This is a genomic window from Undibacterium hunanense (assembly GCF_014284335.1).
In the GTDB taxonomy this organism is placed as follows: Bacteria; Pseudomonadota; Gammaproteobacteria; order Burkholderiales; family Burkholderiaceae_D; genus Undibacterium; species Undibacterium hunanense.
Window position 1 is genome coordinate 200,234 of record NZ_JACOGF010000004.1, and the last position, 22,462, is coordinate 222,695.

The window sequence follows — 22,462 nt, forward strand, 5'->3', positions numbered from 1 at the left end:
ATGGTAAAATCACAGGTTAGCCTATTGTTGCTGTCGAATTAATCATTTGCGGCCGCTTTTTTCAGAATTTAACTTTCCGTTCATAGCATGTCATTCCTGACCAAGATATTCGGCAGCCGCAACCAGCGGCTTTTGAAGCAATACCAAAAGACTGTGCGTGAGATCAACGCACTGGAACCCCAGTTCGAGGCTTTGTCAGACGAGGCTTTGAAGGCCAAGACTGGCGAGTTCAAGACGCGTGTTGCCAACGGGGAGACGCTGGACAGTATCCTGGTGGAAGCCTTTGCGGTCTGCCGCGAAGCCAGCAAACGCGTATTGAAAATGCGCCACTTTGATGTGCAGATGATAGGTGGCATGGTGCTGCATTACGGCAAAATTGCCGAAATGGGCACTGGCGAGGGTAAAACCCTGATGGCGACTTTGCCTATCTACCTCAATGCCCTGTCCGGCAAAGGTGTGCATGTCGTTACCGTCAATGATTACCTGGCGCAGCGCGATGCCGAATGGATGGGTATCCTGTACGGCTGGCTGGGTCTGAGCACGGGTATCAACCTGTCGCAGCTTGATCATGATGCCAAGCAGCTCGCTTATGCATCTGATATTACCTACGGCACGAATAATGAATACGGTTTTGATTATCTGCGCGACAACATGGTGTATGAAGCCAAGGACCGCGTACAGCGCAGCCTGAATTTCGCCGTCGTCGATGAAGTCGATTCCATCCTTATCGATGAAGCACGTACACCGCTGATCATCTCTGGCCAGGCAGAAAATCACACTGAGCTGTATTACAAGATCAATGAAGTCCCGAAACTGCTGACCTTGCAGATTGGTGAAGAAACACCGGATGGCAAGGGCAAGATAGAAGTCCCGGGTGATTACACCAAGGATGAAAAAGCCCACCAGGTATTGTTGACTGAAGCTGGTCACGACAAGGCTGAACGCATTTTGACGCAAATGGGTCTGCTGCCGGAAGGCGCTTCCCTGTACGATGCGGCAAACATCACCCTGATCCATCATCTGTACGCCGCCTTGCGTGCACATGCCCTGTATTTCAAAGACCAGCACTATGTGGTGCAGAATGACGAAATCGTCATTGTCGATGAATTTACCGGCCGCATGATGACGGGCCGCCGCTGGTCCGATGGCCTGCATCAGGCGGTTGAAGCCAAGGAAGGCGTGCGCATCCAGAATGAAAACCAGACTCTGGCTTCCATTACCTTCCAGAATTATTTCCGTATGTACGCCAAACTGTCAGGCATGACAGGTACGGCAGATACCGAAGCCTATGAATTCCAGGAAATCTATGGCCTGGAAACTGTCGTCATTCCACCTAACCGCCCATCCCAGCGTAAGGACAGGCAAGATCAGGTGTACAAGTCGGCGCAGGAAAAATACGGCGCCATGCTGATCGACATCAAGGATTGCTATGAGCGCGGTCAGCCGGTGCTGGTTGGTACGACTTCGATTGAAAATTCTGAACTGCTGTCCGGCATACTGACGCAGGCAGGTTTGCCGCACAATGTCTTGAATGCCAAGCAGCATGCACGTGAAGCGGAAATCATTGCCCAGGCCGGTCGTCCGAAAGCGATTACCATCGCTACCAACATGGCGGGTCGTGGTACCGATATCGTGCTGGGTGGTAATGTGGCCAAGCAGGTGCAGTTGATCGAAGCCAATCCTGATTTGTCGGATGCCGATAAATTTGCCCAGTCACAAAAACTGCGTGATGAATGGCAATCCCTGCATGAACACGTGGTGAATGCAGGTGGCTTGCATATCGTCGGCACCGAGCGTCATGAATCCCGTCGCGTCGACAATCAGTTGCGTGGTCGTTCCGGTCGTCAGGGTGACCCTGGTTCTTCCCGTTTCTACCTGTCGCTCGACGATACGCTGTTGCGTATTTTTGCCGGTGACCGTGTACGTGCCATCATGGACAGGCTGAAAATGCCTGAAGGTGAACCGATAGAAGCAGGCATCGTCTCGCGCTCCATTGAATCGGCGCAGCGCAAGGTCGAAGCCCGTAACTTTGATATCCGCAAACAATTGCTGGAATATGATGACGTCGCCAATGACCAGCGTAAAGTGATTTACCAGCAGCGTAATGAATTGCTGGAAGCGCAGGACATGTCCGAACTGATTTCTTCACTGCGTCATGGCATGTTCCACGACATCGTGCGTGAATATGTACCGGCAGAATCGGTGGAAGAACAGTGGGATATTCCTTCCCTCGAAGCTGTATTGCGCAATGAATGGGCGCTTGATATTCCTTTGGCAAAAATGCTGGAAGAAGAAGCCAATCTGAACGATGAAGACATCATGGAACGCGTGCAAAAAGCGGCCAATGATGTCTACCAGGCCAAGCTGGATATCGTCGGTAAAGATTCATTCGCCGGGTTCGAGCGCAGTGTCATGCTGCAAAGTATAGATTCACACTGGCGTGAACATCTGGCTGCGCTGGATCATCTGCGTCAGGGTATCCATCTGCGTGGTTATGCTCAGAAAAACCCGAAACAGGAATACAAGCGCGAAGCGTTTGAACTGTTTGGCCAGATGCTGGACCAGATCAAGAATGAAGTGGTCAGAACCGTGGTTACCGTACGCATACAGTCTCGTGAAGAGATAGAAGCGGCGGAAGAGCAGTTGGCACAGTCGCAGATTGAAAACGTGCATTACCAGCACGCCGATTTTGATGCCGATGCCTCGGCAGAAGAAATAATGGCACCGGGTGTGATTGCTGATGATGGTCAGGCGGAAGTCGGTTACGCCCTGAAAATCGGCCGCAATGATCCTTGCCCATGCGGTAGCGGCAGAAAGTTCAAGCAATGCCACGGCAGACTTGCCTGATTGATTTGATAGCCTGATCAGCAGTACAGAAAGACCAGAGGGACGAAGCGATTCGTCCCTTTTTTATGGCCATGATTTTATGGCTGTCATTTTATGACGATCACATCTGCACGAAATGCACTGAAGAGAGCTAAGGCAGATTACCCTGTAAGTCACGCACCAGTTGCAATAACTTTGGGCGTACCTCATGCAATAGAAATTCCTTGCTCAGCAAGAAGGCCGGGCCACCGCAGTTAATGGCCACCGGTGCCTGCCCGGCACCTGGTGAAAAGGCGATGGCGATGGCATTCACATCTGTTTGCCAGTCGCCGAAAGAACTGCAGCAAGCAAATTCCCTGACCTCTTGCAGGCTGCGCTGTATGCCGGCTTCCAGATCTGGCCATTGCTCGTCCTGTGTAGTACGAATTTCAGTCAATACAACTTCGCGTTCAATAGCCGGCAGGCTGGCCAGCAATGCCCGCCCCATGGCAGTAGTCGCAAGCGGGATGCGCGAACCTACATCCAGGCTCAGGGTCAACGCATTCTGGCTGCGACAGTTTTCTATATAAATCATGCTGAGTCTGTCACGCATGCCTAGCGACACCATTCCTCTGGAAAAATCTGCCAGTTCCTGCATCAGGGGTCGTGCCAGTTGCCGTACGTCGAGCCGCGCAATCATGGCACTGCCCAGCGCCAGGGTGGCTGACCCCAGGCGATATTGTCCCTGGCTGGCGATGTAATGCAGATAGCCCAGTTTGGTCAGGGTATAGGTCAGGCGCGATACCGTGGACTTGGGTAACTGACAGCGCTGGGCAATTTCCTGATTGCCCAATGCCTTGTCGCCAGGACGAAAACAGGCCAGCACATCGAGCCCGCGTGCCAGTGCGGTAACGAAGTGACGATCTTCCTTCATCGTGCCATGGTGGGTGTCATCCATACCTGTTGGTCTTTGCTAAAAATCAATAAGTCATCTTACTGCATGGTCGCCAAAAGGCTTGACCTTGACAGAGCGCGGGCCTAAAGTGGAAATCAATGTTCTATTATGGAACTTAATTCTGCATTGCAGAATAACATATCCAAACCCAAGGCTGATACAAGCCTTACATTGCACAAGCTGCCCATCCCAGGATAACCATGGACTTGAATTTCACCTCTTCTGAACTGGAATTTCGTCGAGAAATTCAGGAGTTTTTACAGCAATCCCTGCCAGCCGATATTCGTCAAAAAGTCAGGCATGGCATACCGCTGGAAAAACGGGATTACCAGCGCTGGCAGCAAACCCTGCATGTGCATGGCTGGGGTGGAAGTTCCTGGCCAGCTGAATTTGGTGGTACCGGATGGTCAGCCGTGCAGCGTTATATTTTTGAAGAAGAATGTGCGGCCGCAGGTGCACCGCGTCTGCCGCCTTTTGGTATCAAGATGGTGGCGCCAGTCTTGATGGAATTTGGCTCTCCGGCACAACAACAGCGATTCTTGCCCAAAATTCTGGCGGCAGAAGAATGGTGGTGTCAGGGTTATTCGGAGCCGGGCTCAGGGTCTGATCTGGCATCTGTCAAAACCACGGCAGAGCGTATGCGGGATGCAGGAGGTGAATATTACCGGGTCAATGGGCAAAAAACCTGGACCACGCTGGCCCAGTATGCAGACTGGATATTTTGCCTGGTGCGCACCGACCGTGAGGTCAAGCCACAACGTGGCATTTCCTTCCTGCTGATCGATATGAAGTCGCCGGGGGTGACCGTCAGACCTATCATCACCATGGATGGCGCGCATGAAGTCAATGAAGTCTGGTTTGATGATGTCAGGGTGCCGCTGGACAATCTGGTTGGTCAGGAAAACCAGGGCTGGACCTATGCCAAATTCCTGCTTGGGCATGAACGCACCAATATCGCTGGTATCGGTATCGCCAAAAGAGAGTTGACACGACTCAAGCGTGTCGCTGCCCAGGAATGGAAGAATGGCCGTCCATTACTGGAAGACGCCCGGTTTGCTGCCAGTATTGCACAAGTAGAGATTGATCTGATGGCGCTGGAAATGACCAATCTGCGTGTGCTTTCAGCCGAAGAACAGCAACGTGCGCCCGGGCCAGAAGCGTCCATATTGAAGATCAAGGGGACCGAGATCCAGCAAGCTATTACCGACATGCTGATGCAGGCGGTAGGTGAGCAGGCACTTGCACTCAGGGACCGGTCCGACATGTCAGAGATTGCAAGTTCACTCGCCATCAATTACCTGAACATGCGCAAGCTGTCGATTTATGGTGGTTCGAATGAAATACAAAAAAATATCATTGCCCAAATGATCATGGGTTTATAAACCATGAATATATATAAGGAATAAGGACCGCGAATTTCCGTACCGCAAACATGCTTCGCAGCGCAGCAAAATGCCCTACAATGTCGGCTTGATTTCAACGCTAGGAAACTATTATGGCCGTCAATTCTCCCATTCCTGTTGCTGCTGACCTGAAGCCGGTAGCTGGTATTCGCCTGGGCTATGCCGAAGCCGGCATACGCAAAGCCAACCGCAAAGATGTCCTGGTAATGGAATTGGCTGCGACGGCCACGGTGTCGGGTGTGTTTACCACCAATCGTTTTTGCGCCGCGCCGGTTCAGGTATGCAAGGCCCACCTGGAAGGCCTGCTCATGAGCTCTGCCCCCATCCGGGCGCTGGTCATCAACACCGGCAATGCGAATGCCGGTACTGGTGATGCGGGCCTGGCTGCTGCCAATGCAACCTGTGCAGCCCTGGCTGAATTGCTGGATTGCGAAGCGGCACAGATATTGCCATTTTCTACCGGTGTGATCCTGGAACAACTGCCCGTCGACAGACTGGTTGCCGGTTTGCCCAAAGCCATAGAAAACCTCAAGGCAGATAACTGGTTTAATGCGGCAGAAGCCATCATGACTACCGACACCCAGCCCAAAGCTGCGTCGGCAATGGTCAGCATCGGTGGTAAAACTGTCACCATGACCGGTATCAGCAAAGGCGCCGGCATGATCAAGCCAAATATGGCGACCATGCTGGGTTACCTGGCGCTGGATGCCAAAGTGGCGCAAAATGTGCTGGACCATCTGGTCAAGCAGGCTGCTGACAAATCCTTCAACTGCATCACCATTGATGGCGACACGTCGACCAATGATTCCTTCATGCTGATCGCCACCGGCGCCGGTGAAGTGGAAGTGAATGATATCGATACACCTGAATATGCCTTGCTGGCAGAAGCCGTGACGGCCTTGTCGCAAAAGCTCGCGCACATGATCATTCGTGATGGCGAAGGCGCCACCAAGTTCATGACCATTGCCGTGGAAGACGGACGTGATGTGGAAGAGTGCCGCAAGATTGCCTACTCCATCGCCCATTCACCACTGGTAAAAACAGCCTTCTTTGCCTCTGACCCCAATCTTGGCCGCATCCTGGCAGCGATAGGTTACGCCGGTGTCGGTGACCTGGATGTCAGCAAATTGAATTTGTACCTGGATGATGTATGGGTTGCCAAAAATGGTGGCCGTAATCCTGATTACCGCGAAGAAGATGGTCAGCGCATCATGAAGCAAAGTGAAATCACCATACGCGTGAAGCTGGCACGCGGTGATGCCCAGGCAACGGTATGGACTTGCGATCTGTCGCATGACTATGTATCGATCAATGCTGATTACCGTTCCTGATATCCTTCACGAGTAAGCTTGCCATGACCCAGCTCGACCAATTTTTATCCCGTGCAGAACACTTGCTGACCCGGCTGGAAGGTTTGCTACCCGCTGCTTCACCCGTGCCTGACTGGCAATTGGGCCATGCATTTCGCTGGCGCAAACGTGGTGGGCAGGGCTATCTGCAAGTGGTGCGTCATGTGTCAGACATTGCGCTGGATGACTTGTGTCATGTCACCATTCAGAAAGCCCAGATAGAACAGAATACCCGCCAGTTTGTGCATGGCAAACCCGCCAACAATGTCTTGTTGACGGGCGCGCGCGGTACCGGCAAATCGTCTCTGATCAAAGCCTGCCTGAACCAGTTTGCTGACCAGGGTTTGCGTCTGATCGAAGTCGATAAAACCGATCTGGCGGATTTGCACGATATCGTTGATCTGATCGCTGAACGGCCAGAACGCTTCATCGTTTTTTGTGACGACCTGTCGTTTGAAGAAGGTGAGGCCGGTTACAAGGCTTTGAAAGTGGCGCTCGATGGCAGTATTGCCGCGCAATCGGACAATGTACTAATCTATGCCACATCCAACCGCCGCCATCTCTTGCCGGAGAAAATGTCCGATAACGCCAGTTATAAATATAGCGACGATGGCGATTTGCATCCGGGTGAAACGGTAGAAGAAAAAATTTCCCTGTCTGAACGCTTTGGTTTGTGGGTGTCGTTCTACCCCTTCAAGCAGGATGATTATCTGGATATCGTCGCCCACTGGCTGACGACCATGGGATGCACTGCTGCACAAATCAATGAAGCACGCGGCGACGCTCTGCGCTGGGCATTGCAGCGTGGTTCACGTTCTGGTCGCGTCGCCTGGCAATTTGCGCGCGATTATGCTGGCCGCATGACGGAGTCCTGATATGACGGCAAAACCTGTAGATGTCGCCGTCGGCATATTAATGAAAGCCAATGGTGATGTCTTGCTGGGCCAGCGCCCCGCTGGCAAACCTTATGAAGGTTACTGGGAATTCCCGGGTGGCAAGGTCGAGGCAGACGAATCCATACTGGCCGCGCTAAAGCGTGAATTTGTGGAAGAGCTGGGTATACAGATCGTTTCTGCCGAGCCCTGGTGTGGTGTCGAACATATTTACCCGCATGCCCACGTCAGGCTGCATTTTTATATCAGCCGTGAATGGCAGGGCGAACCACAAAGCCTGGAAGGCCAGGCCTTTGCCTGGCAGGGCAGTGTTGCCGTCACACCCTTGTTACCTGCCACCATCCCTCTGCTGGAATGGCTGGACCTGTTGCGCAGCGAGCCTGCCTGAGTGAGTGTTACCTACAGGCCCCGATTGCGGGCCTGCTTTTCGTTGTTTTCTTCCGCTCCCCCGTCGCTCTTTTTCACTTTATTGCACCATTTCTTTGCCAGCACCTGCATGGTATGGCGCACAGTCTGCGTCTGCTCTCCCTGTTTGCAGGTGTAAACCCTGGTATCGACGCTCATGCCGATGACCCTGACCCCAATTTACTGATTTATTTGCTGAAAGCTTTTCCTGGTGGCAATTTTAGCTTGATGCAGACTGTCTTTTTATGACAAGCAATCCGTAGTATCACTTATTGTCCTAAGCATTAGTCGCTGAGATTATCTGTGCTTTATTTTATATCTGGACTGTATCTAAAACAATACACTGTATTCAAAAATGTACAGTGTTCGATTTTCAGTACGCTATAGAGCGTGAATGCCTCTCAAAAAGAGCAAGAAAATCAGTGGGTGTATCGTTTTAAATACAGTTTTTTTGCTGCTGCCGAAATAAATTTTATAAGTCGTTGAATTTCTTCAATAAAATTTTGTGGCATGACGATTGCTATAACTAATCGCATGATTCATGCATGCGATGGAGTGGTGAAAAATGAGGCAAGTTGCTGGAAGAGCAGGTGCAGTACTTCGTATTGATTTAAAAGCAATACGTTATAACTATCGCCTTTTGCAGGGTTTGTTGGGTAAGGCGAAATGTGGGGCCGCAGTCAAGGCAGATGCTTATGGCCTAGGTGCCATACCGGTGGTGCAGGCACTGTATGCAGAAGAATGTCGCGATTTTTTTGTCGCCCATCTGGAAGAGGGTATTGCCTTGCGCCAGCACTTACCCGCCGATGCTGCAATCTATATCATGCATGGCGCACCTGTGGGGTATGACGCTGAATTGCTGGAACATAATTGTATCCCCGTCCTGAACAGCCTGCCGCAAATCCTGGCATGGCGCGATCTGGCCAGGCAACAGCAGCGCCGTCTGCCTGCCATTGTGCAATTCGATACCGGCATGGCCAGAATGGGCTTGTCCGATGCTGAAGTCGGTCTCTGGCAAGATGATGCCGGTTTGACCGATGGTATCGATCTGCTTTATGCCATGAGTCACCTCGTCAGCGCCGAAGACCAGTCCAGTCCGGTCAATCATCAACAATTACAGCGCTTCAATGACTTGCGCGAACGCATACCTGCATGCCAGGGCTTGCCTGCCAGCCTGGCAAATTCATCCGGCATTTTCCTTGGTTCCGATTTTCATTTTAAGCTTGCACGTCCGGGGGCTGCCCTGTATGGCGTGGCACCGGTAGCCGGGCAGGCCAATCCCATGCGGGCGGTTGCTCATTTGCAGGGCAGCATCATCCAGACCCGCGAAATTCCTGCCGGTACCGGCGTGGGCTATGGTGCCAGCTGGCGCAGCAGCCAGACCAGTCGCATTGCGACCGTTGCTGTCGGCTATGCCGATGGCTGGATGCGCAGTCTCAGCAATCGCGGCATCGCCCATATTGCAGGCCAGGCAGTGCCCATGGTCGGCAATGTCTCCATGGACACTATTACCCTGGATGTGAGCACTGTGGCCGCTGAACACTTGCTGCCAGGCACGCTGGTTGACTTGATATCTGCCGACAATACGGTAGATCAGGTGGCAGCCAGGGCTGGCACGATAGGCTACGAGATATTGACTAGCCTGGGGGCCCGCTACGAGCGCACTTACAGCGATTAAGTTCACATCTGCCCGGTGCTGGCGGTAAAAAAACAATAGCCGGGTAAATAGCAGAATATAAGCAGAATATAAGCAGAATATAAATAAGAGAATATAAATAGCAGGATCAAAATAGGAGAGGCAGCATGAAAGTAGTGATATTGGGGGCAGGTGTCATAGGAACGGCGTCAGCCTATTACCTGGCCAGGGCCGGGCATGAGGTGACGGTGATAGAGCGCCAGCCGGCAGCGGGGCTGGAAACCAGTTATGCCAATGCCGGTGAAGTGTCACCCGGTTATTCTGCCCCATGGGCTGGCCCGGGTGTTCCCCTGAAGGCCATCAAATGGCTGATGATGCAGCATAGCCCACTGGCGATACGGCCCAGCCTTGACCCCAGCATGTGGCGCTGGGTTACGCAAATGCTGATGAACTGCACCACCAAACGCTACGAGATCAATAAGGGACGCATGCTGCGTATGGCAGAATACAGCCGTGACGTCTTGCAGCAATTGCGCAGCGATACCGGCATCAGCTATGACGAACGGACCCAGGGCACGTTGCAACTGTTCCGCAATCAGCAGCAACTTGATGGTGCCGAGGCAGATATTGCCATTCTTAAACGCTATGATGTCCCGTATGAAACACTGGACAAGGCAGGCTGCCTGAAAGTCGAACCGGCACTGGCGAATGTGCAGGAGAAATTTGTAGGTGCCTTGCGTTTGCCCGGCGATGAAACAGGTGACTGCTTCAAGTTCACCCAAAATTTATCGAAGCTGGCACAAGAACTCGGTGTGCAGTTCAAATACGGCGTCAGCATACAAAGACTGGTTAAAAGTGGCGATACCATCAGTTCCGTCATCACCTCGGAAGGAGAGATCAAGGCCGATAGTTTCGTACTGGCCCTGGGCAGCTATTCACCGATTCTGTTGAAAGAACTGGATATCCGGATCCCGGTCTACCCCATCAAGGGTTATTCCATCACCGTGCCTATCACCGATGCGCACAAGGCACCAGAATCCACCGTCATGGATGAAACCTACAAAGTCGCGATCACCCGCCTGGGTGACCGCATACGTGTAGGTGGTACTGCAGAAATCACGGGCTATAACCTGGACCTGCGTGCTGAGCGTCGCGCCACGCTGGAACATTCAGTGACTGATCTGTTCCCCGGTGGCGGTGATGTCGCCAAGGCAGAATTCTGGACTGGCCTGCGCCCGATGACACCGGATGGTACGCCGGTGATAGGCCCGACTCCTTACCGTAATCTGTATCTGAACACTGGCCACGGCACCCTGGGCTGGACCATGGCCTGCGGTTCCGGTCAGTTTATTGCAGACATTGTTTCTGGCAAACGACCTGCCATTTCGACCGAAGGTTTATTCATGGACCGTTATGGCAGTGCGAATCGTCCTATTTTTGTTACCAAGGAGCTGGCATGAATCAATTTGAAGAATTACTTTCATCGACTCAGGTTTTTTCTGATGCCAACCTGAATGCGCGCTTTTATACGGCGATAGAATTGCTGGCGCAAATCATGATGGTGATGCCGCGTACTGCAAATATCACCACACTGGCCCAGGCCACTGGCAAAACTCCACGCCTGATCCGTTCCATCCTGGCAACATTGAACAAGGATGATCTGGTCAGCCGCGACGCCAAGGAAAAAGATGCCTGGCATTGTCGTGATTGCAACGGCATCATTACCCTGGCAGATGTGTATCGCTGTTTTGTCATGGCAGAGGAAAAGGCGGCAGCCAAGGCCATAGAAAAACAGGCGCAGGATCAGACAAAAGCACAGGCCCAGCAGGCACAAGAGACGGAAATGCAGCATGAAAGACGCATTACCCGTACTTCCAGCCAGCAAAGTGTTGATCTGCTGATGATGCAAGTTAAAATGACGCTCAATCGTGCAGTTTTGCAGCAACTTGAGCAATTTGACCTGGGCCGCTTGCGTGGCCTAGCATCGAACAGCTCATTCCGCCGCCAGCATGCGCGTCCGCGCGGATATATTCCAGAACCCTTTTAAACCAATACCACCTTCAGCTCACGTCAGGTCCATTCTTCCAGCATGCGCATTAATATACAGTTCAAGGACCGTGTCGGTATTGCCCATGAAATCCTGGCGGTGCTGGCGCGTCGCGGCCTGAATGTGGTGGCGGTGGAAGTGGATCCGCCGCATATTTATATCGACAGTCCGGAACTGCTGGATTTCATGCTGCCATCCCTGCAGGCAGACTGTCAGCAGGTACGGGGTGTCGGTGACATCAAGGTGCTGGATGTCTTGCCCGGCATACGGCGACGCCTGAATCTCGATACCATGATGGCTGTTATGGAAGACCCGGTGCTGGCTATTGATGCAGGCGGACATATCGTGATCGCCAATGCGGCTGCAGCCACAGCAGTCCGCTTGTCAGAAGCCGAGCTATGCCAGCGCAACCTGAACCAGGTGCTGGACGATACCGGTATCCTGGAAGAGCTGCTGACCAGCGGTTTTCGTCTGCCCAGCCGTGAAGTCATACTCAATGGCGAACCTTTTTTCATGGATGTCACGCCTGTATCCGAACCCCAGGGTATGGATATTGCCCAGCATGGCCGCTCAGTGGGCGCAGTGCTGACCTTTCATGCACCGACACGCATAGGTGGCCGCCTGCATGCATTGCAACATTCTGAAGGTAGTGGCTTTCATTTCATTATCGGTGAATCCGAGCAGATACGCGCCCTGAAGACGCGGGCTGCCAGGGTTGCCGTGGTCGATGCCCCCCTGCTGATTACCGGCGAGACTGGCACCGGCAAAGAATTGCTGGCGCAGGCCTGTCATGGTGTCAGTGGTCGCAGCAATGCGCCTTTCCTGGAATTGAATTGTGCTGCCTTGCCAGAAAGCCTGGCTGAAAGCGAATTGTTTGGCTACACCTCGGGCGCCTTTACCGGCGCCCAGCGTGGTGGCAAACCAGGCCTGTTTGAAATGGCGGATGGTGGCACCGTATTTCTCGATGAAATCGGTGAAATGTCGCTGTATTTGCAAGCCAAACTGCTGCGCTTTCTCAACGATGGTAAATTCCGCCGTATAGGCAGCGACAAGGAAGTCAGGGTGAATGTGCGCATCATCAGCGCCACCCACCGTAATCTGCGCAAGATGGTGCAGGAGGGCAGTTTCCGCGAAGACTTGTTTTACCGCCTGAACGTACTGCATCTGGAAATGCCGGCCTTGCGCGAGCGTCCTGACGATATCCTGCCTCTGGCCAGGCATTTTATCGAACGTGCCTGCACCCAGGCGCAAAAGCCCGTTTGCCGCCTTAACTCGGCAGCCTGCGCTGCGCTGGTGTCAAATCACTGGCCAGGTAATGTCCGGCAATTGCAGAATGTCGTGTTCAGGGCGATTACCATGTCAGATCAGCGTGTGCTGGATGCGGCAGACCTGGATTGGGCAGAAGGCAGCATTACTGCCGACGTGGTGAAAAGTGACGTGACCGAGAGTTGGGAAGATTCGGTGAATGCGTTTGAGCGCAGTCTTCTGGAATCCATGTATCCGCAATATCCGTCCAGCCGCAAGCTGGCGATGCGATTGGCTACCTCGCATTCCATGATCGCCACCAAATTACGTAAATACGGTATTCCGCAAAAGCGCTAGTCCTGATAGATGGGGATAGCCTCTTAAGGAGCTGGTCTTATTGCGTCAGGTCAGGATCTTCAGGCAGATTGACGGCAGGTATCGTATATTTTTCTTCCGCCCAGGCACCCAGATCAATCTGCTTGCAGCGTTCAGAACAAAATGGACGCCAGCGGTTCGCTTCTTTCCATTCCACCTTGTTTTTACAGGTGGGACAGTCAACAAAAGTGGCCATAGTTAAAAATTACAGAGAGTCAGGTCAAACGGGATATCGTTTTCGAAAGCCTTGGGCTTCATGTCACCATCCTGTGACATATAACGTATCCACAACATATATTTATTTGCAGAAATTTCAGGAATGGCTCCCAGTTCCTGCGCCACACTGACGCGCAGCAACTGGTACACCTTGCCCTGCAACATTTGCTGGTAACTGCCAGCCTGGGCGATCACTTTTGAGGTGGAGCCAGATTCGCGCAACAGGCGCAGGACTACATTAATGGCACCAAACAAGGGAGCAATCGGAGCAAACCAGGCACTGATGTCAGAATAACGTTTTTCGGGTGAATTTTTTTGCCATGCGTGATAGCTGGGCAAATCAAACTCGCAGGCACCACCCGGAATAATGGTGCGGCCACGTATGCTCATCAGCCATTCATTATCGCGCACGTTCTGACCGGTTTTACCGGTGCTGGCAACCAGGGCCGTGCTGGCGCGATCGACATCGTCCAGAACCTTGTCGAGCATGTCGGCCTGTACATTCGGATTGGACTTGAAACTGATGAGAGTGTGTTTCTGTCTTTCGAGTTCTTGCAAGAGATCGGATTTGAGGTCGGCACGACCAGCGACTTCCAGCATTTCGAAAATGGTGGCAAGGGCAACGTGATGCTGCATGGGGTCAGACTGATGCAGGAAAAATGTGAATTTTTCGTATAAGTCTTCCAGCCGCAATAACGTGCGAATACGCTCGTTAAAAGGGTATTCGTAAACAATCAAAATAGTTTCCCTGTCAAAATTTGTGCTAATTCAAGCTGCACATGATTCTGAACCATACTGTGTGAAATTACAAACATCGCGTGCAGATTCTTTCAAAAAAATTGACGCATCAACGTGTATTCCTTCACACAGTACACCTATTTTTTCATCTCTGCATACGCCAGGTATTGATGATGCAGTTGTACTACCTGCGCACGGATATTTTCCAGTGGTCCCTGATTCGTGATGACGTCATCTGCCGCCGCCAGTCTTTGTTGCCGGCTGGCCTGATTATGCATGATGGCCTGCACCTGTTCCCGGTTCAGGCGATTGCGTGACATGACACGCTGGATTTGTGTTTCTTCGTCGCAATCAACTACCAGCACACGGTCCACACGGCTTTTCCAGCTGCCCGATTCCACCAGCAGGGGAACCACAAAAATCAGATAACTGCCTCTGGCAGTGCTGACGGCTTGCTCGGTTTCCTGGCGGATAAGCGGGTGCAGTATGTTTTCCAGCTTGTGTTTTTGTGCCGGATCAGAAAATACCAGTTCGCGCATGGCAGACCTGTCCATGGCACCATCTGCGGTCAGCAATTCATAACCAAATTGCGCCAGAATAGCTGGTATGGCCAGTCCGCCAGGCACCGTGAGCTGATGGGCAATGACATCGGTATCAATCAGGGCAGCACCCAGTTCGCCGAGGATATTGGCAATAGTGGTTTTGCCACTGCCTATGCCACCAGTCAGGCCCAGCGCAAAACGGGCAGGCATTACATGATGCCCAGGTAATAGTCCACGATCTGATGTCCCCAGACCAGGGCAATCAGGCCGGCACCAGCGAGATAAGGGCCAAACGGAATCTTTGTTTCCCAGCCCAGCTTACTCAGTACGATTATGGCAATGCCAATCACAGACCCAACCAGTGACGACAATAAAATTACTACGGGCAGCATGCCCCAGCCCATCCATGCGCCTAGTGCTGCTAGCAGTTTAAAGTCGCCATAGCCCATGCCATCTTTGCCTGTGATGAGCTTGAAAGCCCAATAAACAGACCATAGTGCCAGGTAACCGGCGACTGCTCCAATGACTGCTTCCTGAAGCGGTGCGAAGGTTGCATTGATATTGAGTAGCAGTCCCATCCATAGCAGCCCCAAAGTCATGTCGTCAGGTAACAATTGTGTATCAATGTCGATAAAGGTCATCGCCACCAGCAACCAGGCGAAGACGACCGCTGCCATGCCGCCAATGCCACTGCCGAAATGCCATATCATCCCGGCAGACAAGGCTGCCGTGAGTAACTCTATGAGGGGATAGCGTACCGAGATTTTTGCTTTGCAAGACTTGCACTTGCCGCCCAGTAATAGATAACTGACTACAGGTATGTTTTCCAGCGCTGTAATGTTATGGCCACAATGCGGGCAGGCGGAACGAGGCAACACCAGGTTGTAGCGATCAGTATGTGGTAAGGGTAGCCCCTTTTCACTGGCATAATAATTATCTTCCTGGCGCCCCATGATTTTGGGCAGGCGATAAATTACAACGTTCAGAAAGCTCCCTATCAGCAGGCCGAGTATGCCAAAAAACAGCGTACTCAGCCAAAACCCCGGGGCTGCAAACAAAAGCAATTCCAGCATCAGACCACCGAACCCAGTTTGAAAATTGGCAGGTACATCGCGACCACCAGGCCACCAATGACCACACCCAGAATCGCCATGATCATCGGTTCCATCAGACTGGACAGGGAAGCAACAGCTTCATCCACCTCATCTTCATAAAAATCAGCGACCTTGCCCAACATGGAATCCAGCGCACCGGATTCTTCACCAATCGACACCATTTGCGTGACCATATTCGGGAAGACATTCGAGTTTTGCATGGCGACGGTCAGGCTGACACCGGTACTGACTTCCGTCTGGATTTTGATGGTGGCATCCAGATAAACAGCATTACCGGCGGCACCACCAACCGAGTCCAGCGACTCAACCAGCGGCACACCAGCGGCAAACATGGTCGCCAGGGTACGTGTCCAGCGTGCAATGGTGGCTTTACGGATCACATCACCAAACACGGGGGCCTGTAACAGCAAGCGGTCCATGGTCTGCTGCATTTTTAAAGAACGTCTCCAGGATTGCATAAAGAAGTATACGCCACCAAACACTCCGCCAAAGATCAGGTACCAGTATCTGACAAAGAAATCGGAAATCGCCATGACGAACAGGGTAGGTGCCGGCAAATCAGCACCAAAACTTTTGAATACCTCTTTAAACGCCGGTACCACCCAGATCATGATGACGGCGGTCACAATGAAAGCAATCCCCAGAATGGCGATAGGGTACGTCAGGGCAGATTTGATCTTGGCCTTGATGGCCAGGGTTTTTTCCTTGTAGATCGCAAGGCGGTTCAGCAAATCTTCCAGAATACCGGCTTGCTCACCAGCGCCGACCAGATTACAGAACAGCGGGTCAAAATACAGGGGAAACTTGCGGAACGCCTGGTTCAGACTGGTGCCGGTCTCAACGTCGCCCCGGATATCCTGCAATAACTTGGAAACGGAAGGATTGGAGTGACCTTTGGATACAATATCAAAAGACTGTAGCAAGGGTACGCCGGCTTTCATCATGGTGGCTAACTGACGCGTGAACAGGGTGATGTCTTTGTCAGTGATTTTTTTGCCGGTACTATAGCTTTTTTTCTTCAGCTTGGTGACCAGAATGCCCTGACGGCGCAAGGTGGCGTTGACAATCGCTTCGCCGCCAGCGCGCAATTCACCCCTTACGGTTTTACCAAACTTGTCCTTGCCCTCCCAGGCAAATAAATGTTCTTTGACCTGCGACGATTTGACGGGCCTTGCCGGATTAGTTGCCATATGACTGTTCTCTTATTATTCGTTGGTACATCCGAGCACTTCCTCGAGACTGGTCAGACCCTGTTTCACCTTCAACAGTCCTGACTGACGCAAATTCCGGATGCCTTCGCGTTGTGCCTGTTCTTCGATTTCCATCGCGCTGCCACTGGCCAGAATGATGCGTTCTATCGATTCGGAAATAGGCATCAACTGGTAAATACCAACGCGACCTTTGTAACCGCCGCCGCTGCAGCGTTCACAGCCGACCGGGCCATAGGGTTTCCAGGTGCCGTCCAGGTCATCATCCTTGAAACCGGCCTGTAGCAAGACCTCATCCAGCACGTCGACTGGTTTTTTGCAGGTACAGAGACGGCGTGCCAGCCTTTGCGCGGTGATCAGGATAACGGATGACGCGATATTGAAGGGCGCCACTCCCATGTTCATCAGACGCGTCAGTGTTGCCGGGGCATCATTGGTATGCAGGGTGGAAAACACCATGTGACCTGTTTGCGCGGCCTTGATGGCAATATCGGCTGTTTCCAGATCACGAATCTCACCCACCATGATGACGTCAGGATCCTGACGCAGGAAAGATTTCAGTGCCGCCGCAAAGGTAAGACCGGCCTTGTCATTGACGTTGACCTGATTGACGCCGGGCAAGTTGATCTCGGCCGGATCTTCCGCTGTGGAGATATTGATGCCTGGTTTATTGATGACATTAAGGCAAGTGTACAGCGACACCGTTTTACCAGAGCCGGTCGGGCCAGTGACCAGCACCATGCCGTAGGGGCGCTGAATGGCATCCAGCAGAATGGCTTTATGATCCGGATCGTAACCCAGGGCATCAATACCCATCTGTGCCTGGGACCCATCCAGAATACGCATTACGATCTTTTCGCCAAACAGCGTGGGCAGTGTGCTCACACGAAAGTCGATGGATTTGCTGGCGGACAACTGCAATTTCATGCGGCCATCTTGCGGAATACGTTTTTCAGAAATATCCAGCTTGGAGATCACCTTGATACGCGAAGCCAGTTTTTCCTTGATGGCCAGTGGTGGCTGGGCAATTTCTTTCAGTTCGCCGTCAACGCGGAAGCGGATGCGATAAAATTTTTCAAAGGGTTCAAAATGCAAATCGGAGGCGCCCATGTTGATCGCATCCACCAGCATTTTTTGAAGGAATTTAACGACCGGCGCATCATCAATTTCTGTTGCCTGGGTATCAGCAGCAGCCTGATTGAGGTCTTCTTCCTTGAATTCGAGTTCAAAATCATCGCCGGCGATGTCTGCCAGGGTTTGTTCTGAGGTTTTACCCAGTCTGTCCAGCAGTTTGACCAGCGCATCATGTTGCACGATGATGATGTCAACACCCAGACCAGTCTGAAACTTGACCTGATCAAGTGCCGAGTTATTGGTCGGATCGGACAGCGCAAGCGATACCTTGTTGCCTTTTTTGGCAATCGCTATCATGCGCTGCGCCTGCATGAGCTTGGGATCAACCAGCTTTTCCGGTATCAGTGACTCATTGATCAGCGATAAATCCAGCAGTGGATAACCAAACACATCCGAGCAAAACGTCGCCAGGTCGCGTGCATTGATAAAGCCGCTTTGCAGCAAGCCATCAATGAAGGGGGTTTTTTCGATCTGGGTTTTTTTACTGACGACATCCACCTGGGCCGCAGTCAATAAATTGGCTTGCGTCAGTGCGCGCGCCAAACCTGAGGTCGGGGTGAGGGAAGCTGAATTTGGTTGGACTGCGGACATAGGGTCTTTTGAGTAAAATTTACCAATACAATCAGTTGCCTTAGGATAATGCAACTAAGCCCGTTATTTGTAAAGGCGTTCAGGGGGTAACCCGGCAGCCAAGCGGCAAATAAGCAGCAAATAAGCGGTAAAAAGACCAGTATTGTAACTTTCGTATCACTGTGCCTGCTATTCGTTACAGGAGTGTTACAAATTTTGCCCAGTGATCAAGCCCTGTCGTCCACCTCAAATTGGCCCTGTACTGGCCCTGAATTTACTGCATTCTTGAAGGAAGATGTGAGGGCCTGCAAAAGATTAATGATTGCGCCCTACGGCAAAAGCGCATAACTGCACCATGGCCTGTTTGTAGCTGCTTTCTGGCAAGCCGACAATGGCAGCAGCCGCGCGGTCGGCCGCTTTGACTGCTTCATTTTGCGTATAGGCCAAGGCACCAGAACTGGTAATGGCCTTCAGGATGGCATCAAATTTTGATTCGTCGCCATTTTCTATGCAGGCACGCACCAGCTCTTGTTCGGCAGCACTGCCGTTCTTCATCAGATAAATCAGTGGCAGGGTAGGTTTGCCCTCGCGCAAATCATCGCCTACATTCTTGCCTATATCTTCGGCATTGCCAGAATAATCCAGGACATCATCAATCAGTTGAAATGCCGTGCCCAGCGAACGGCCATATTCGCCAGCCGCTTCAATTTCCTGCGCATTGGCACCGGCAATGAGGGCGCCGATTTCGGCTGCGGCTTCAAACAGCTTGGCTGTTTTTGAACGTATGACCTGCAGATAGCGTTCTTCCGTTACATCTGGATCATGCATATTCAACAACTGCAAGACCTCACCTTCAGCAATGACATTGGTTGCATCTGCCAGTATCTGCATGATTTGCATGTTGTTGATGGAAACCATCATCTGGAAGGCGCGCGAGTACAGAAAATCACCCACCAGCACCGATGCCGCATTGCCAAACAGGGCATTCGCTGTCTTGCGCCCGCGCCGTAGTGAGGATTCATCTACGACATCATCGTGCAGCAGGGTGGCGGTATGGATAAATTCTACAATCGCGGCCAGCTCGTGATGATGTTTCCCCTGGTACTGATAGGCATTCGCCACCAGCAAGACCAGTACTGGTCGTATCCTTTTTCCGCCGGCACTGATGATGTATTCGGCAATCTGATTCACCAGCGGTACTTCAGAATGCAGTTTATTACGTATGACCTGGTTGACTTCCGACATGTCAGAAGCAATAAGTTCAGTGATGGGATTGGGGTTGTTTGTGGCAGACAAGGGGAAACCTGCAAAAAATCCAGAATGGCCGAGATTATACGATGCCATGCCATTGTTTTGCTTGAATTGCACCAGCGCTCTTTGCTTTATTATACTTTCCGGTCATTAAACGCCCCGGTGTTTGGCTGTAGCGAGCCCTGGGCTGCTGAAAAAATATGCAAATAGTCTTTGACGCTTATTCCGGAATTATGTACAATTTGTGGTTTTCCCGATTTCCCAGATGGTTTCTCAGTCCGGCGGGAGAAAATTCCTAATTTTTATTTGATGAGGTTTCACATGTACGCGGTCATAAAAACCGGAGGCAAGCAATACAAAGTTGTCGCTGGTGAAAAACTTAAAGTAGAACAGATACCTGCAGACATTGGCTCCGAAATCACCATAGATCAAGTGCTCGCATTGGGCGCTGGCGAGACCATTAAATTTGGTGCTCCACTGGTCACAGGTGCTACGGTGCTGGCTAAGGTTATAGATCACGGTCGTCACGACAAAGTGCGCATTTTCAAAATGCGTCGTCGTAAGCATTATCAGAAACGTCAAGGCCATCGCCAAAACTACACTGAATTGCAAATCGTATCTATCAACGGCTAATCCGTAGATAAGTTAATTTACCTGAACTTAAGGAGCTAATTAAAAATGGCACACAAAAAAGGCGGCGGCACCACGCGCAACGGCCGTGACTCAGAATCGAAACGCCTTGGCGTTAAAGTCTACGGCGGCCAAGCTATCAATGCTGGCGGTATCATCATTCGTCAACGCGGTACACGCGTACACGCTGGTGAAAACGTTGGTATGGGCAAAGATCACACTTTGTTCGCTCTGGTTAATGGCAAAGTACAATTCGCGATCAAAGGTGCAGCACGTCACCAGTTCGCAATTGTTGTTCCAGCGTAATGCATTGAAGTAATTCAAAGCAGGGCGCAAGCCAGTATGATAAAAAGGCTCTGCCATCGGTAGGGCCTTTTTAGTTGGATTTGATCGCTATTCCAGCTAAATAAAGCGGTGCATGCCACCCAGACTATTTCTCTCCGCAAATACACCCTGCATGGTCAGTTTGGTGTTAGCCCTTTTAATTTGAAGAAATCCTGTATAAATTTATTGTTCCATCAGGTTACAAAAATTTATACAAGCTTTTTTAGGTGGTAAAAATGAAATTTATTGATGAAGCCAGAATTGAAGTAATCGCCGGTGACGGTGGCAATGGTGTGGCGTCTTTCTGTCGTGAAAAATTCCGCCCGTTCGGCGGCCCCGATGGTGGTGATGGTGGCCGTGGCGGCAGTATTTGGGCTGTAGCTGACCGCAATATCAACACCCTGGTTGACTATCGCTATTCCAAATTGCACAAAGCCAAAGATGGTGAAAATGGTCGTGGCGCAGATTGTTATGGCAAAGGTGCTGATGATATCCGTCTGCGTATGCCGGTGGGTACCCAGATTTGCGACAGAAATACAGATGAAGTCATTGCTGATCTGACCGAACATGGCCAGGAAGTTGAACTGGTCAAAGGTGGTGAAGGTGGCTGGGGTAACATCCATTTCAAGACTTCTACCAACCGTGCACCACGTCAGCGCTCTGATGGTAAAGAAGGTGAACGTCGCGAATTGCGTCTGGAATTGAAGGTATTGGCCGACGTAGGCTTGCTGGGCCTGCCAAATGCCGGTAAATCCACCTTCATTACTGCGGTATCGAATGCGCGTCCAAAAATCGCTGATTATCCTTTCACAACTCTGCACCCTAACCTGGGTATGGTACGTGTCAGCCATGAAAAAAGCTTCGTCATCGCCGACATTCCTGGTCTGATCGAAGGTGCTGCTGATGGCGCGGGTCTGGGCATACAATTCCTGAAGCATTTGCAACGCACAGGCTTGCTCTTGCACATTGTTGATCTGGCACCGTTTGATGAAGCAGTTGATCCAGTCAAAGAAGCCAAAGCCCTGATCAAGGAATTGCGTAAATACGATGAAAGCCTGTATGAGAAGCCACGCTGGCTGGTATTGAACAAACTCGACGTACTGACCGACGATGAACGCAAGAAAAAGGTCAAAGACTTTATCAAGCGTTTTGCCTGGAAAGGGCCGGTCTTTGAAATTTCTGCCCTGAATCGTGAAGGTTGCGAAGAACTGGTAACCGAGATTTATAAATACCTGGAAGAAAAGCGCACGCATGAACAGCGTTCGCAAGAAACCACGATGAAAGAAGAAGCGCAGGGTATCTTGTCCATTGATCCGGATGATCCGCGTTTTAAAGTACTGGAAGACTAATAAAAAACCTGGTGAAAGCCAGGTTTTTTTACGTCTGCCATCAACTACCCAACAACTGCCGATCAAATGCCTCGTACCCGTCAAGGATGGAATATCAATGATTATTTTGATATTGGAATAATTTCTTTTTAATAATATAAATCCCATAAAAAATAGAATATTCCATTTAAATCTGAATTAAATTTAGATTGCAACGATACTATCCATATAAAGTATAATTTTGATTTGCTGCGAGCTTGTGCGCAGTGACATCTCCAAATTTATATCCGTAT

The 22,462-nt window shown here is 51.3% G+C and carries 21 protein-coding genes; 12 read left to right on the forward strand and 9 right to left on the reverse strand.

Annotation, left to right across the window (positions count from 1 at the left end; genetic code table 11):
- The first annotated feature begins 87 nt into the window (after positions 1 to 87).
- Positions 88 to 2,847, forward strand: coding sequence for a preprotein translocase subunit SecA (gene secA, locus H8L32_RS09640; protein ID WP_186946978.1), 2,760 nt, complete (start codon positions 88 to 90; stop codon positions 2,845 to 2,847).
- A gap of 130 nt (positions 2,848 to 2,977) precedes the next feature.
- Here the strand turns inward: secA and H8L32_RS09645 are convergent, their stop codons facing one another.
- On the reverse strand, positions 2,978 to 3,763 hold the full coding sequence (locus H8L32_RS09645; RefSeq protein ID WP_186946979.1) for an IclR family transcriptional regulator: 786 nt from the start codon (positions 3,761 to 3,763) through the stop codon (positions 2,978 to 2,980).
- A gap of 197 nt (positions 3,764 to 3,960) precedes the next feature.
- Here H8L32_RS09645 and H8L32_RS09650 point away from each other — a divergent pair, with 197 nt between their 5' ends.
- From H8L32_RS09650 to H8L32_RS09665, 4 genes are all read left to right on the forward strand, one after another.
- A complete protein-coding gene (locus H8L32_RS09650) occupies positions 3,961 to 5,142 on the forward strand; it encodes an acyl-CoA dehydrogenase family protein (protein ID WP_186946980.1) in 1,182 nt (393 codons plus the stop codon).
- Positions 5,143 to 5,255: 113 nt separating this feature from the next.
- A complete protein-coding gene (argJ, locus tag H8L32_RS09655; protein ID WP_186946981.1) occupies positions 5,256 to 6,494 on the forward strand; it encodes a bifunctional glutamate N-acetyltransferase/amino-acid acetyltransferase ArgJ in 1,239 nt (412 codons plus the stop codon).
- A gap of 23 nt (positions 6,495 to 6,517) precedes the next feature.
- Positions 6,518 to 7,387, forward strand: a complete 870-nt coding sequence (locus H8L32_RS09660; protein ID WP_186946982.1) for an ATP-binding protein — start codon at positions 6,518 to 6,520, stop codon at positions 7,385 to 7,387.
- A gap of 1 nt (position 7,388) precedes the next feature.
- Positions 7,389 to 7,793, forward strand: coding sequence for an NUDIX domain-containing protein (locus H8L32_RS09665; protein ID WP_186946983.1), 405 nt, complete (start codon positions 7,389 to 7,391; stop codon positions 7,791 to 7,793).
- 11 nt (positions 7,794 to 7,804) lie between these two features.
- On the opposite strand, the gene H8L32_RS09670 is transcribed toward H8L32_RS09665, so the two are convergent.
- Positions 7,805 to 7,969, reverse strand: a complete 165-nt coding sequence (locus H8L32_RS09670; protein WP_186946984.1) for a hypothetical protein — start codon at positions 7,967 to 7,969, stop codon at positions 7,805 to 7,807.
- A 406-nt stretch (positions 7,970 to 8,375) separates the two neighbouring features.
- On the opposite strand from H8L32_RS09670, the gene alr reads away from it, so the two are divergent.
- The 4 genes from alr (at position 8,376) to H8L32_RS09690 (ending at position 13,095) form a co-directional block, all read left to right on the forward strand.
- A complete protein-coding gene (alr, locus tag H8L32_RS09675; RefSeq protein WP_186946985.1) occupies positions 8,376 to 9,488 on the forward strand; it encodes an alanine racemase in 1,113 nt (370 codons plus the stop codon).
- A gap of 125 nt (positions 9,489 to 9,613) precedes the next feature.
- A complete protein-coding gene (locus H8L32_RS09680; protein WP_186946986.1) occupies positions 9,614 to 10,906 on the forward strand; it encodes a D-amino acid dehydrogenase in 1,293 nt (430 codons plus the stop codon).
- On the forward strand, positions 10,903 to 11,493 hold the full coding sequence (locus tag H8L32_RS09685) for a hypothetical protein (RefSeq protein WP_186946987.1): 591 nt from the start codon (positions 10,903 to 10,905) through the stop codon (positions 11,491 to 11,493). The genes H8L32_RS09680 and H8L32_RS09685 overlap by 4 nt, the downstream gene beginning before the upstream one ends.
- Positions 11,494 to 11,535: 42 nt before the next feature.
- Complete coding sequence (locus H8L32_RS09690; RefSeq protein WP_186946988.1) at positions 11,536 to 13,095, forward strand: sigma-54-dependent transcriptional regulator; 1,560 nt, start codon at positions 11,536 to 11,538, stop codon at positions 13,093 to 13,095.
- A gap of 37 nt (positions 13,096 to 13,132) precedes the next feature.
- On the opposite strand, the gene H8L32_RS09695 is transcribed toward H8L32_RS09690, so the two are convergent.
- The 7 genes from H8L32_RS09695 to ispB form a co-directional block, all read right to left on the reverse strand.
- On the reverse strand, positions 13,133 to 13,309 hold the full coding sequence (locus H8L32_RS09695; RefSeq protein WP_186946989.1) for a DNA gyrase inhibitor YacG: 177 nt from the start codon (positions 13,307 to 13,309) through the stop codon (positions 13,133 to 13,135).
- Positions 13,310 to 13,311: 2 nt separating this feature from the next.
- Entirely contained in the window at positions 13,312 to 14,067 is a 756-nt protein-coding gene (gene zapD, locus H8L32_RS09700; RefSeq protein WP_186946990.1) for a cell division protein ZapD, read from the reverse strand.
- A gap of 137 nt (positions 14,068 to 14,204) precedes the next feature.
- Complete coding sequence (coaE, locus tag H8L32_RS09705; protein WP_186946991.1) at positions 14,205 to 14,819, reverse strand: dephospho-CoA kinase; 615 nt, start codon at positions 14,817 to 14,819, stop codon at positions 14,205 to 14,207.
- Positions 14,819 to 15,682, reverse strand: coding sequence for a prepilin peptidase (locus H8L32_RS09710; RefSeq protein ID WP_186946992.1), 864 nt, complete (start codon positions 15,680 to 15,682; stop codon positions 14,819 to 14,821). Before H8L32_RS09710 ends, coaE begins: the two co-directional genes overlap by 1 nt.
- Complete coding sequence (locus H8L32_RS09715; protein WP_186946993.1) at positions 15,682 to 16,914, reverse strand: type II secretion system F family protein; 1,233 nt, start codon at positions 16,912 to 16,914, stop codon at positions 15,682 to 15,684. Before H8L32_RS09715 ends, H8L32_RS09710 begins: the two co-directional genes overlap by 1 nt.
- A gap of 15 nt (positions 16,915 to 16,929) precedes the next feature.
- Positions 16,930 to 18,657 carry a type IV-A pilus assembly ATPase PilB gene (gene pilB, locus H8L32_RS09720; RefSeq protein ID WP_186946994.1) on the reverse strand — a complete coding sequence of 576 codons (1,728 nt, stop codon included), beginning with the start codon at positions 18,655 to 18,657 and terminating at the stop codon, positions 16,930 to 16,932.
- Between the two features lie 294 nt (positions 18,658 to 18,951).
- Positions 18,952 to 20,004 carry an octaprenyl diphosphate synthase gene (gene ispB / locus H8L32_RS09725; protein WP_329605170.1) on the reverse strand — a complete coding sequence of 351 codons (1,053 nt, stop codon included), beginning with the start codon at positions 20,002 to 20,004 and terminating at the stop codon, positions 18,952 to 18,954.
- A gap of 204 nt (positions 20,005 to 20,208) precedes the next feature.
- Between ispB and rplU the strand changes: the two genes are divergently transcribed.
- The 3 genes from rplU (at position 20,209) to obgE (ending at position 22,190) form a co-directional block, all read left to right on the forward strand.
- The gene (rplU, locus tag H8L32_RS09730) at positions 20,209 to 20,520 is read left to right on the forward strand and encodes a 50S ribosomal protein L21 (RefSeq protein WP_186946995.1); all 312 of its coding nucleotides are present in this window, start codon (positions 20,209 to 20,211) and stop codon (positions 20,518 to 20,520) included.
- Positions 20,521 to 20,565: 45 nt separating this feature from the next.
- Positions 20,566 to 20,823 carry a 50S ribosomal protein L27 gene (rpmA, locus tag H8L32_RS09735; protein WP_186946996.1) on the forward strand — a complete coding sequence of 86 codons (258 nt, stop codon included), beginning with the start codon at positions 20,566 to 20,568 and terminating at the stop codon, positions 20,821 to 20,823.
- Between the two features lie 254 nt (positions 20,824 to 21,077).
- Positions 21,078 to 22,190 (forward strand): GTPase ObgE, encoded by a 1,113-nt coding sequence (obgE, locus tag H8L32_RS09740; RefSeq protein WP_186946997.1) that lies wholly within the window; start codon positions 21,078 to 21,080, stop codon positions 22,188 to 22,190.
- Positions 22,191 to 22,462 lie beyond the last annotated feature (272 nt).